Source organism: Brevibacterium sp. 1718 (assembly GCF_051131255.1).
GTDB lineage: Bacteria > Actinomycetota > Actinomycetes > Actinomycetales > Brevibacteriaceae > Brevibacterium > Brevibacterium sediminis.
The window spans coordinates 161,022-173,061 of record NZ_CP186550.1 but is presented as its reverse complement, the minus strand read 5'-3'; the positions used below and the strand labels follow the sequence as shown (position 1 = coordinate 173,061).

Sequence of the window (12,040 nt, the reverse complement as noted above, 5' to 3'; positions counted from 1 at the left end):
CGGAACCGCGGCACATCCTCGGCGCGCTTCGTCGATGTGCGAGTGACACGGGGGTGCATTCTGACCTATGATCGATCTCAATTACTGACCAGACAGTCAGTCGAGGCAGACGTCCATCCGTCCGCCGCCAGACCCGAGGCACCGGCGATCACTCAGAGTAGAGGACCACCGCCTCCGGAGACGGCACCCGGCAAAGTCGCCCAGCAACAGAAGGTTCCGCTCATGTCCGCCACCGCTTCAGGCCCGGTCACTCCGAATCCGGCCACCCCACATACGACCACCCGCGAGGAACGCAAGGTCCTCGCCGGCACCCTCGTCGGCACCACCATCGAGTGGTACGACTTCTTCATCTACGCTCAGGCCGCCGGCCTCGTCCTCTCCGCCCAGTACTTCGGCCCTTTGGCCGCGGACAATCCGGCACTCGGCCAGATCATGGCGTGGGCATCTCTGGGCATCTCGTTCCTCTTCCGACCGCTGGGCGCGATCATCGCCGGCCACCTCGGCGATCGGATCGGACGCAAGAAGATGCTCGTGCTCACGCTCATCCTCATGGGGGCCGCGACCTCGCTCATCGGTCTGCTCCCGAACTACGCGATGATCGGTGTCGGCGCGCCGATCCTGCTCACCCTGTTGCGGATCCTCCAGGGCTTCTCCGCCGGCGGCGAATGGGGTGGGGCCGCGCTGCTGTCGGTCGAGCATGCTCCGATCTCCAAACGCGGCATCTTCGGCGCGTACCCGCAGATCGGCGTGCCGGTCGGCATGATCCTGGCCACCGGCGTGATCTGGGTGCTCACCACGGTCCTCTCCGCCGAACAGTTCGCGAGCTTCGGATGGAGGATCCCGTTCCTCTTCTCAGTCGTCCTCGTCTTCGTCGGCTATTACATCCGCCGGCAGGTCGAAGAGTCCCCGGTCTTCGCCGAGCTCGCCGAGCGCAAGGCCGAATCCTCGGCTCCTTTGGGCACCCTGTTCAAGAAGAACACGAAGGAAGTCGTCCTCTCCGCGCTCATCTTCATCGGCAACAACGCCGTGGGCTACATGATCATCGCGTTCTTCGCCGCTTACGCCTCCCGCCCCATCGCCGAGGGCGGATCGGTTGGCCTCGACCGTGCACCCGTGCTGTTGGCGACTACGCTCGCGAGCTTCGGTTGGCTGGTGTTCACGATGTGGGGCGGTGCGCTGTCGGACAAGCTCGGTCGCGTGCGGACCTTCCAGATCGGATACGTCCTGCTCATCGTCTGGCTCATCCCGACCTTCCTCATGATCGATATGGCGAACATCTGGATGTACGGCATCGGCATCTTCGTCCTCACCGTCGGCATGGGCCTGTCGTATGGCCCGATGTCGGCGATGTATGCGGAGATGTTCCCTGTCGAGGTCCGCTACTCGGGTGTCTCGATCGGCTACGCGCTCGGTGCGATCCTCGGCGGCGCCTTCGCCCCGACCATCGCCGAGACACTGCTCGCCGAGACCGGCTCATCGATCTCGATCGCGATCTACATGATCATCGTGTGCATCATCTCGCTCATCGGCGTCAGCCTCGTCAAGGAGACGAAGGGCAACGACCTCGGCCTGACGAAGCATCACTGAGGCTGCCGCGAACCCCCGGTTCGTCACCTGCACCTCGATTTCCTGGTCGATCCACGGTGATTCCTCCGCCTGAAACGCCGTGGATCGACCCAACAATCCACCGAGGCGGCGCACCCCCTCAGCAGCTCTCGCATAGGCTGATGAGATGACTGAGCTGACGTACTCCGACATCGAAGCCGCCGCTGCACGGATCGCCGGCCGTGTGCGCCCGGTGACCGTGGCCCCGGCCGACGAAGAAGGACACGTCTTCGCCCTCGAGTTCATGCAGCACACCGGCACGTTCAAGGCCCGCGGTGCGCAGAACTTCATCCAGACGCATCTCGCCGAGGGCACCTTCCCCGAGGCGGGAGTGACGATCGCATCGGGCGGCAACGCCGGACTCGCCTGCGCATGGGCGGCACGTGCCGCCGGTGTACCGGCGACCGTGTTCCTGCCGACCACCGCGCCGAGCGTGAAGGTCGAACGACTGCGTTCGTATGGTGCGCACGTGGAGTTGGTCGGTTCCGAATTCGCCGAGGCAGCCGCCGCTTGCCAGGAATTCGTCGACTCATCGGGGGCGTTGGCTTCGCACGCCTACGACCATCCGCTCATCGCCGCCGGCGCGGGCACCTTGATGACCGAGATCCTCGCACAGGTGCCCGATCTCGACACGGTCGTCGTCTCGGTCGGAGGCGGCGGTCTGTTCGCCGGCGTCGCGACGGCCGCGACTCATCACGGGGTGCGCACTGTCGCGGTTGAGCCGGAGACCTGCCGAGCGTTGAATGCAGCGATTGAGGCGGACGAACCAGTCGACGTCACGGTCGATTCGGTGGCGGCAGATTCGCTCGGTGCCAAGCGGGCAACATCCTTGGCGCTGGAGGCGGCACGGTCGGATCTGGTCACCTCGGTGCTGGTCAGCGACGACGCGATCATCGAAGCGCGGCAGCGACTGTGGGACGAACACCGGTTGGCGGTCGAGCATGCGGCGGCGACGGCATTGGCGGGAGTCAGCGGCACCGACAACGAAAAGGAAGCCGGCGGCTATGTGCCGGCCGAGAGAGAAAAGGTCTGCGTCGTCCTTTGCGGAGCGAACACGAGCCTCGGCGATCTCTGATCACGAGGACGGCCGCCTCGGCGCTGATGTCAGCGCGTTCGGTCGCGGTCCTTCGATTTCAGCGAGGCCTTGATGAGGCCGAAGATCGCGAGCGCCACGACGACGGTGATGATGGCCTTGACGAGGAACCACGCGATGGAGAACGCGACGTTGACCACCCACCACGCGATGATGATGGCAATGATCGCGCCGATGATGCTCCACACGGTACTCATCTTCATGCCTCAAGCCTAGGCCCGAGTGCACAGCCGTGCAATGCGCGCGGTGATCGTCCCAGCCGATCCTCAGCACGGACGCAGTTCGTCAGCCGAGCACCGCACCGGACCGAACTGCGCGGGCCGACCAGCGACGGTCGGCGAAACCCACCTCGATCGGGTGGTCGAAGGCGGCAGAGACCTGCTCGGAGGTGAGCACCTCGGCGATGGGGCCCGCCGCGGTCAGCCGACCGCCGGAGATGAGCGCGGCATGCGTCGTGGTCTCGGGAATCTCCTCGAGATGATGGGTGACCAGCAGCGTCGACAACTCCGGCGAGCGCAGCGACAGGGCGTCGATGGTCTCGAGCAGCTGTTCGCGGGCAGCCACGTCGAGGCCCGTGGTCGGTTCGTCGAAGAGCAGCAGCTGAGGGTCGGCGATGAGCGACCGGGCGACGAGCGCACGGCCCCGCTCTCCCTGTGACAGCACCTTCCACCCGGCGTCGGCGCGGGAGCCCAGACCCACCTCGGCGATCTGGGCATCGGCCTTCACGACATCCTCGGGTGAGGGCTCCCACCGCATGGGTCGTTCGACGGTGCCGGTCAGCCCGGTGAGGACGACTTCGCGGACGGTGAGGTTCGACCGCAGCGGATGGCGCGGGTTGACGTGTCCGATGAGGCGGCGCAGGGCCGCGAGTTCGACTCGGCCCATCCGTGATCCGAGGATGTCGACGGTGCCCGAGGTCGGGAACACCTGCGCCGAAGCGAAGCTCAGCAGGGTCGACTTCCCCGCCCCGTTCGGTCCGATGAGCACCCAGTGCTCGCCGGCGGCGATGCGCAGATCGATGCCATGCAGGATCTGCGTCTGCCCACGCCGGAATGTCACATCAGCGATATCGAGGACCGTCTCGGCCACGTCTCACTCACCTCTCAAAATCGACGGCCCCACCGTCCGATGGGGCCGATCCGATTCTAGGTCTCCCCTCGCCGAGGCGGTCGCGGAGTTGGGAGACCGCCGTTCCGCATCGTGGATCCGAGTGCGGCGAAAGCTCAGTTCAGTGCGTCCTCCGGTGCCGAGATCTCGCGGCGGAGGATCTTGCCGGTCGGGCCTTTGGGCAGCTCGTCGACGATCCACACATTGCGCGGGTACTTATATGCGGCAACGCGGTCCTTCGCGAACTCACGCAGCGCTTCGGCGTCGACGCTGCTGCCGGCCTTGAGGGCGACGGCGGCCCCGATCTCCTCACCGAGGTCGTCATTCGCGATGCCGATCACAGCCGCCTCGGCGACGGCTTCGTGCTCGTAGAGCGCTTCCTCGACCTCACGCGGATAGACGTTGTAGCCGCCGCGGATGATGAGGTCCTTCTTCCGGTCGACGATCGTGTAATAGCCGTCCTCGTCCTGCTCGGCGAGGTCGCCGGAGTGGAACCATCCGTCGCGGATGGCCACCTCTGTCGCCTCCGGCCGACCCCAGTACCCCTTCATCACGGGTTCGCCCTTGATGGCGATCTCGCCGATCTCACCGACGGGAACGTCGTTGTCGTCATCGTCGACGAGCTTCATCTCGACTCCGCGCACGGGGACGCCGATGGTGCCGGTCTTGCGTTCCATACCCGGCTGGTTGAAGCAGGCGACCGGGGAGGTCTCGGACAGCCCGTAGCCTTCGAGGATGATGCAGTCGAAGGCGGATTCGAAGTTCTTCATCACCTCGACCGGCATCGCCGATCCCCCGGAGATGCAGGAGCGCAGGCTGGAGACGTCGAAGTTCTCCCGCCCTTCGGCGTTGAGCATGCGCGCGTACATCGTCGGCACACCGATGAAGATGCTGACCTTCGCTTCCTGAATGGTCTCGAGGGCCTCGATCGGGTCGAAGCGCGGGATGAGGGCAAGGCAGGATCCGCTGAGCACAGAGGCATTGAGTCCGCAGGTCAGGCCGAAGCAGTGGAACAGCGGCAGGCAGCCCATGACCATGTCGTCCTCGGTGAGGAAGGTGAGGGTCTCGGCGGTGACGGCCGCGTTCGTCATCATATTGAAGTGGGTGAGTTCCGCGCCCTTCGGCTGTCCGGTGGTGCCCGAGGTGTAGAGGAGCACGACGGTGTCGTCGTCGGCGCGGGACACCACCTCAGGTGTCGGGTCGAAGACGGACAGCTGATCGGCGAAGTCGGCGGGGTCGACGCGCACGCATTCGATGCCGACCGCGGCCGCTGCCTTCCCGGCCTCACCCGCCATATCCTTCCACGCGAAGACGATCTGAGCCCCGGAATCTTCGAGGTAGTACTGCACCTCACGGTCCTTGAGCAGCGGGTTCATCGGCACGACGATCGCGCCGACGGACAGTGCACCGTAGAAGAGGACGGGGAATTCGAGAACGTTGGGCAGGACGAGTCCGACGCGGTCGCCGGGCCCGATTCCCCTGTCCTTGAGCATCGTCGCCACCCGCTGCGCCTGGTCCTGCAGCTGCGCATACGTCAGCACGGAATCGCCGAGGCGGACGGCAGGTCGCTGCCCGTGCCGGCTCGCGGTGGCGGTGAGATTGTCGGCGAGGTTGGTCATGTCTTCCTCCAGGCTTGATTCGTTCGTCGTTGATCGGCTCGGTGCTGGCGCTGGGACCACCACTGGTTGTGGCCCCAGCACAGGAGAAGAGTCGACTGAGCGGACGTGTCCGACTCCCGTTCGGTTCCCGCCGTCCGGCTCTATGGTGCCCACTCTGCCGTTGCCGGCGACCTCGGGCAACAGGATGCGCAACAGAAACACGGGTCATCGATTGTGGTCGGACGACAAGGATGCCCGTAAGCTTCTGCCATGGTCGCCAATCCACTCGTCCTGCGCATCGTCGACCGTGTCCGAGCAACGCTGCCGGCCACGGTCCAACGTTCGGTCAGCCGCACCTGGCGGGAAGTGCCCGCTTATCCGGCCAGCCCGGACAAGAATCTCGCCGAGGATCTCACCGCACACACGTTCACCGTCTTCGAAGCCGCGCTCACCCCCTTGGAGGAGGGCCGCCGCGCCACCGCCGAGGACTTCCCGATCACCGCCTCCCAGGCCCGGCGGCGACTGCGGCAGGGAGTGACCCTGCCGGACTTCCTCACCGGTTTCCGGATCGGGCAGGAGACTCTGTGGGAGGCGATCGTCGATGCCTCGGATTCCGAACAGGAGACCCGCGACGAGGCGCTGCACATCGCCATCCACGTCATGAGCGTCATCGAGGTCGGCAGCTCCGTCGGGGCCGTCGCTTTCCTTGAGACCCAGCAGCTTGAGATGGCTGAGGGCGACCGGGTCCGCCGTGACCTCGTCGACGATCTGCTCTCCGGTCGCCGCTTGGCACCGGGGCCGAGCGCGGACCTCGCCGAGGTGTCCGACCTCCGCCCGGATTCGCGCGTGCTCGTCGCCACGGCCACCTCGCAGACTCCGCTGCGAGATGATCGAGGGATGCGGGAGGTCATCACCGCCCTGCGCTCGGTCTTCGACGTCGGCCGTCGCGGCATCGCCGTGGTCCTCCAGGATCAGATCGTCGGCATCACCCCGGTGACCTCCGACGGCACGACCACCCTGGCCGATCTCGAACGTGTCCACCGGGAGCTGTCCCGCCACGGCACCGACCTGTGCGTGGGCACCTCCACCGTCCACGAGGGGCTCGACCGTGTGCCCGAGGCGTACCGCGAGGCTGTGCTCGCCCAGGAGAGTCTCAACGGTGTGCCGGGAGTGAGGTCGCTGCATGCCCTCACTCCGCTCGACTACCTCGTCACCCTCGACGACGAGGTCGCCCACCGCCTCATCCGCCCCGAACTGCGCCGCTTCGTCGAGGACGATCTCGCCGCCGGCGGTGTCCTCATCGAAACGCTGCTCGAATACGCGGCTTGTGACCTCAACGCCAAACTCGCCGCCGAGCACCTCCATGTCCACGTGAACACCGCGTACTACCGACTCGACACCGCAGCCGACCGCACCGGCCGCAACGTCCGCAGCTTCACCGACCTGCAGGAGACGATCATCGCCATCCGCATGCTCACCGCGCGCGGAAACGTCCCGATCTCGAATTGAACGATCCCCGCGCCGAGGCGGCCCATCCCCGGAACGGGAGAGTCGCCTCGGCGTGGGGATCGATGACCTCACGAACCGACGTCGGATCCTCAGGACCTGACGTCGGATGGTCAGGCCGGAACCGGAACCTCGGCCGGCGCCGGCAGCACGAGAGCGCATCCGTGTTTGGCCCAGTCGGCGTCGAGGCTTTCCTGGACCGCCTTGACCTGGGTGTATTCGGCCAGGGCGTCGGGGCCGAGCTCCCGGCCGATGCCGCTCTGCTTGTACCCGCCGAACGGGTTGAACGGGAAGCCCGCGTGCCAGTCGTTGACCCAGACGGTTCCGGCTTCGATTGAGTTCGCGACAGCGCGGGCACGCTCGGATGAGCCCCAGACTCCGGCGGAGAGCCCGTATTCGCTGTCATTGGCGATCGCGACCGCCTCGGCTTCATCGTCGTAGCCGATGACGACGAGGACCGGACCGAACACCTCCTCGCGGGCGATGCGCATGTCGTTGGTGACATCGGTGAACACGATCGGCGGCACCCAGGCCCCCGTCTCGAACATCTCCCCCTCGGGAAGTGTCCCGCGGTAGGCCAGCGTCGCTCCCTCCTCGGCGGCGATCGCCAGGTACCGTTCGACCCGGGCCTTCTGATCCTGAGAGGCGACCGGGCCCATGTCCGAGGCAGGATCGGTCGGATCGCCGATCGTCACATCGTGCAATCGGGTGATGAGGCGGTCGACGATCTCGTCCTTGCGGGAGTTGGGCACGAGCAGTCGGGTGCCCGATTCGCAGACCTGCCCGGAGTACATGAGGAAGGCGAAGATCGATCCGTCGATCGCGGCGTCGAGGTCCGCGTCATCGAGGATGATGTTCGGGCCCTTGCCGCCGAGTTCGAGGGTCACCTTCTTGAGGTTGTCGGCGGCTGCGCGCTGGACGGACTTGCCGACCTCGGTGGATCCGGTGAAGCCGATCTTGCGGACGTCGGGGTGTTCGGCGAGCCGGGCGCCGACGGTCTCGCCGGGGCCGGTGATGATGTTGAGGACTCCGGGCGGCAGGCCCGCCTCTTCGGCGGACCGGGCGAGTTCGAGCAGGGTCAGCGGAGTGTTCTCGTCGGCTTTGAGCACGAAGGTGTTGCCTGCCGCCAGGGCCGGTCCGAGCTTCCATCCGGCGAGGACGAGGGGGAAGTTGAAGGGCACGATGCCGGCGCAGACGCCGATGGGTTCGCGGCGGATGGTCGCTCGCGCATCGCCGGTGGCCGGTGCCAGCGGATTGTCCTGTTCGGGGGTGAAGCCGCGGGCCATGCCCGCGAAGACTCGCAGGTTCGCCACACCGAGGCCGATGTGGAAGGCGCCGGCGGTGCGCACGGTGACCCCGTTCTCGGCGGTCGCCAGGGCGGACAGCCGCTCGGCCTTGGCCTCCATGCTCGCGGCGATCCGGTCGAGGATGTCCGCGCGCTGGTCAGGCGTCATGTTCCGCCACGTGCCCTCTTCGTGAGCGGCAACGGCAGCGGCGACCGCGGCATCGGCATGCTCGACTCCGCCGAAGGCGACTCGGGCGGCGGTCTGCCCGGTGGCCGGTGACGTGATCGCGTGTTTCTCGGCGGTGTCGATCCATTGGCCGTCGATGAACATTCGGTAGGTGGGGATCTCGGTCATGCCGGAACCTCGTCTTTCTGTGTGATGGGGGTGGCCGCCTCGGTGGCGGTGGTGGGCTTCGCGGTGCGAGTGGCGGTGGTGCGGGATTCGGCGATGAGGTCGGCGGCCTTCTCTCCGATCATGATCGTCGGGGCGTTCGTATTGCCGCGCACGACGGTGGGCATCACCGACGCGTCGGCGACGCGCAGTCCGTCGACGCCGATGACCTTGAGCTCGGGGTCGACGACGTGGCCGATCGAGCAGGTCGAGGTCGGGTGGTAGAGCGTCTGTCCGACCTGCCGGGCGAAGTCGAGCAGCTCCTCGTCGCTGAAGCCCTCGGGGACGATGAAGTCGTCCTTGATGACGGCCTGCATCGCCGGCTGGGAGGCGATGTCCAGCGCGATGCGCAGTCCGGCGAGGATGCTCTGCTTGTCTTCATCGGATCCGAGGTAGTTGTGGAGGATCCGGGGTGCGACCTTCGGGTCGGGCGAGCGCAGGGTGAGCGTTCCGGTGCTCGTGGGTTTGAGGACGCAGGGACCGGCGGCCAGTCCTTGGACCGTCTGGGCGCCCAGCCCTTCCTCGGCGAAGAGGCAGGGGGTGGAGTGGAACTGCACATCGGGACCGTTCAGCCCTTCTCGGGTTTGGAAGAAGCCGCCGGCCTCGCCGATGTTCGAGGTCAGCGGGCCGCGGCCGGCGGTCTGCAGCAGTTCGGCGTTGGCCGGGGAGACGGCGGTCTTGAGCGTTTCGAGGTCGGTCGTGTAGTTGAGCATGACCATGTAGTGGTCCTGCATGCGCTCACCGACAGGCAGGTCGGCGACCTTCTCGATGCCGAAGGCGTCGAGCTGGGCGGCCGGGCCGACGCCGGAGAGCAGGAGGAGGTGGGCGGAGCCGTAGGCGCCGGCCGAGAGCACGACCTCACGGTTCGCACGGATCTGTTCGATCTCGCCGTAGCGTTCGATCTCGACGCCGACGGCACGGCTGCCCTCGATGAGCACCTTGCGGGCGTGGGCGTCGGTGATGACGGTGAGGTTCTTCCGCTCCGCCACGGGGTGGAGGTAGGCGACGGCGGTGCTGCAGCGCATGCCGTCGCGTTGGGTGACTTGGAAGCGGCCGACGCCGAGCTGTTCACCGGAGTTGAAGTCCTCGTTGTGGTCGAATCCGGCTTCGACGGCACCGTCGACCCAGGCGTCGCACAGAGGGTTCATCGACCGGGATTCGGAGACGGTCAGCGGGCCGTCGGCTCCGTGGAAGTCGTCTGCCCCACGCTCATTGGATTCGGCTTTCCGGAAGTAGGGAAGCACGTCGTCATAGGACCAGCCGGTGGCACCGTCGGCGGCCCACTGATCGTAGTCGGCGCGGTTGCCGCGGATGTAGATCATCGCGTTCATCGAGCTCGATCCGCCGAGCATCTTGCCGCGGGGAAGGTAGGCGCGGCGGCGGTGGAGTTCGGGTTCCGGTTCGGTGTCGAGGTCCCAGTCCCACTGGCTCTTGAACAGGGTGCTGAATGCGGCTGGGATGTGGATCTCGTCGGCGGTGTCGGCGGCTCCGGCTTCGATGAGCGCGACCTTGACGTCGGGATCTTCGCTCAGCCGAGCGGCCAGCACACATCCGGCCGATCCTGCGCCTACCACGATGTAGTCGTACATGATGTCCTCACTGTTGCGTCATTGCTTCGGGGTGCAGTTCGAGTGTGGTGCAGGCCACAGTGAGGATGCTTCGTGAGTCGGCCCAGACTTCACGGCGCTCGATTGTGAGTCGACCACAAATGGACCCCGAACTCCGGGCACATTTTCCGGGAAGGTGGATCGTCCCAGGTCAGCTCGCCGAGGCGGCCCTCGACTCGTCGCAGGCGGCAGTGGGGGATCGGTGCGGTGTCAGTCGGCCCGGGTGTGCAGTCTCGGTCGGTAGACGAGTTCGTGAATGCTTCCGTCGAGCAGCGTCGATTCGAGGAGGTCGAGGTCGAAATCCGCGGCTCCGGCGAAGACCGGCTGGGCCCCGGTCTGACCTGTGATGACGGGGTAGACGGTGACTTGGACTCGGTCGACGAGTCCGGCGACCATGAGCGCTCTGTTCATCGACAGAGATCCGTGTGAGCGGATCGGCACATCTGATTCGTCCTTCAGCGCAGCGACCACATCGGCGGCATCGCCACGGGCGATGGTGGCATCGGGCCAATCGAGCGGCTCGTCCAGAGTGGTCGAGACGACTGTGGTCGGGCTCTGTCTCATGGCCGTCACCCAGGGGTCGAGCACATCGGGGAACTCGTCAGCGGCGGCGAGCATGGCGGCGAATTCGCGGAAGGTCGTCGCACCGAGGACCACACGGCAGCCGTCGCTGTAGGTTCGCAGCCGGTGGTCGAGCAGTTCGGGGCCCTGTTTGCCCCAGTAGCCTCCCCAGTCGCCTTCGGGGATGATCGAGGCGAACCCGTCGAGGCTCATGAAGACATCGAAGGTGTAGGTCGCGGACATGGTCGCTCCTGTCAGAACGCGCCCCGAAGTGGGTGCGGTGGTCCAAGTGTGCGCTTCGGCGGCCGCGCGCACCACCCCCGGGCACCGGTTCCGGCGACGGGCCATAATGGAGTCATGCACGATGCCGCCGATTCGAATGAGGACCTCCGCGAGGAATATCGCATCAAGATGCGCGGTCGGCTGCTGCGTCGGTCCGCTTCGTTCAATGTCGCCCACGCCGTCGACAGCCTCGAACCGGGCACCGGCGCTCAGAGCATCCAACGCGCGCTGACCCTGCTCAACCTCGTCGGGCTCATCGCCGGGGAGCGGCGCGAGGGCGCGAGCCTGTCCGAGCTCGCTTCGATAAGCGGCCGCCCGAAGGCCAGCGTCCACCGCATGCTCCAGGCGCTCATCGCTATGGGATACGTCGAACGCCTCGAAGAGGGCGGGTACCGCCTCGGCGTGCAGTCGCAGATCCTCGGCCAGCTGGCCCAGAAATCGGTGGACCCCCTGGTCACGGAGTCAGAGTCGAGTCTGATGCGCTTGGCCGAGCTCAGTCAGGACACCGTGTTCCTCACTCTGCGCACGGGCAGCTATTCGATCTGCGCCCGCCGCGAGGAGGGCTTCGGTGAGATCTTCAACAACGCCCTGTCCGTGGGCGACCGCCACCCGCTGGGCATCGGCGCCGGATCGCTGGCGATCCTCTCCGAGCTCTCCCCCGCCGAGGTGGACGCCCAGTTCGAGGCCAACGCCGAGATCCTCGCCGAGAGGTATCCGAAGGTCTCCGTTCCGCACCTGCGCGACATCATCGATCAGGCCCGCATCGACGGCTTCGTCCACAATCCGGGGCTCTTCGCCAAGGGGTCGTGGGCGGTCGCGGTTCCGCTGCGTATCCGCGGCTCCCGACCGCGTGCGGCCCTGTCGATCGCCTCGATCGCCGACCGTGTCACCGGTTCCCGGGTCGAACGCCTCGTCGCTCTGCTGCGCCGGGAGGCGAAGGCCATCGCCGAGGCGCTGAGCTCCCAATCCGATCTCACTCCGGACTCCGGCGACCTCTGAGACGAG

Annotated in this window: 10 protein-coding genes; 4 read left to right on the top strand and 6 right to left on the bottom strand. The window is 66.5% G+C overall.

What is annotated here, in order from left to right:
* The first annotated feature begins 222 nt into the window (after positions 1–222).
* Positions 223–1,587 (top strand): MFS transporter, encoded by a 1,365-nt coding sequence (locus ACOZ9V_RS00750; RefSeq protein ID WP_420097216.1) that lies wholly within the window; start codon positions 223–225, stop codon positions 1,585–1,587.
* A 145-nt stretch (positions 1,588–1,732) separates the two neighbouring features.
* Positions 1,733–2,680 carry a serine/threonine dehydratase gene (locus tag ACOZ9V_RS00745; RefSeq protein WP_434592762.1) on the top strand — a complete coding sequence of 316 codons (948 nt, stop codon included), beginning with the start codon at positions 1,733–1,735 and terminating at the stop codon, positions 2,678–2,680.
* 29 nt (positions 2,681–2,709) lie between these two features.
* On the opposite strand, the gene ACOZ9V_RS00740 is transcribed toward ACOZ9V_RS00745, so the two are convergent.
* The 3 genes from ACOZ9V_RS00740 to ACOZ9V_RS00730 form a co-directional block, all read right to left on the bottom strand.
* Positions 2,710–2,901 (bottom strand): hypothetical protein, encoded by a 192-nt coding sequence (locus ACOZ9V_RS00740; protein WP_039211572.1) that lies wholly within the window; start codon positions 2,899–2,901, stop codon positions 2,710–2,712.
* Between the two features lie 82 nt (positions 2,902–2,983).
* Complete coding sequence (locus ACOZ9V_RS00735) at positions 2,984–3,787, bottom strand: ABC transporter ATP-binding protein (RefSeq protein ID WP_181271120.1); 804 nt, start codon at positions 3,785–3,787, stop codon at positions 2,984–2,986.
* Between the two features lie 134 nt (positions 3,788–3,921).
* On the bottom strand, positions 3,922–5,424 hold the full coding sequence (locus ACOZ9V_RS00730; RefSeq protein WP_181271121.1) for a long-chain-fatty-acid--CoA ligase: 1,503 nt from the start codon (positions 5,422–5,424) through the stop codon (positions 3,922–3,924).
* 249 nt (positions 5,425–5,673) lie between these two features.
* Here ACOZ9V_RS00730 and ACOZ9V_RS00725 point away from each other — a divergent pair, with 249 nt between their 5' ends.
* Positions 5,674–6,912: a PucR family transcriptional regulator gene (locus tag ACOZ9V_RS00725; protein WP_139467735.1), complete on the top strand. Its 1,239-nt coding sequence runs from the start codon at positions 5,674–5,676 to the stop codon at positions 6,910–6,912.
* Positions 6,913–7,022: 110 nt separating this feature from the next.
* On the opposite strand, the gene ACOZ9V_RS00720 is transcribed toward ACOZ9V_RS00725, so the two are convergent.
* The 3 genes from ACOZ9V_RS00720 to ACOZ9V_RS00710 form a co-directional block, all read right to left on the bottom strand.
* Positions 7,023–8,549 (bottom strand): aldehyde dehydrogenase family protein, encoded by a 1,527-nt coding sequence (locus ACOZ9V_RS00720; RefSeq protein WP_434592758.1) that lies wholly within the window; start codon positions 8,547–8,549, stop codon positions 7,023–7,025.
* On the bottom strand, positions 8,546–10,174 hold the full coding sequence (locus ACOZ9V_RS00715; protein WP_181271124.1) for a GMC family oxidoreductase: 1,629 nt from the start codon (positions 10,172–10,174) through the stop codon (positions 8,546–8,548). The genes ACOZ9V_RS00720 and ACOZ9V_RS00715 overlap by 4 nt, the downstream gene beginning before the upstream one ends.
* A gap of 228 nt (positions 10,175–10,402) precedes the next feature.
* On the bottom strand, positions 10,403–10,996 hold the full coding sequence (locus tag ACOZ9V_RS00710) for a dihydrofolate reductase family protein (protein WP_181271125.1): 594 nt from the start codon (positions 10,994–10,996) through the stop codon (positions 10,403–10,405).
* Positions 10,997–11,110: 114 nt separating this feature from the next.
* Between ACOZ9V_RS00710 and ACOZ9V_RS00705 the strand changes: the two genes are divergently transcribed.
* Positions 11,111–12,034 carry an IclR family transcriptional regulator gene (locus ACOZ9V_RS00705; RefSeq protein ID WP_139467731.1) on the top strand — a complete coding sequence of 308 codons (924 nt, stop codon included), beginning with the start codon at positions 11,111–11,113 and terminating at the stop codon, positions 12,032–12,034.
* The last annotated feature ends 6 nt before the right edge of the window (positions 12,035–12,040 follow it).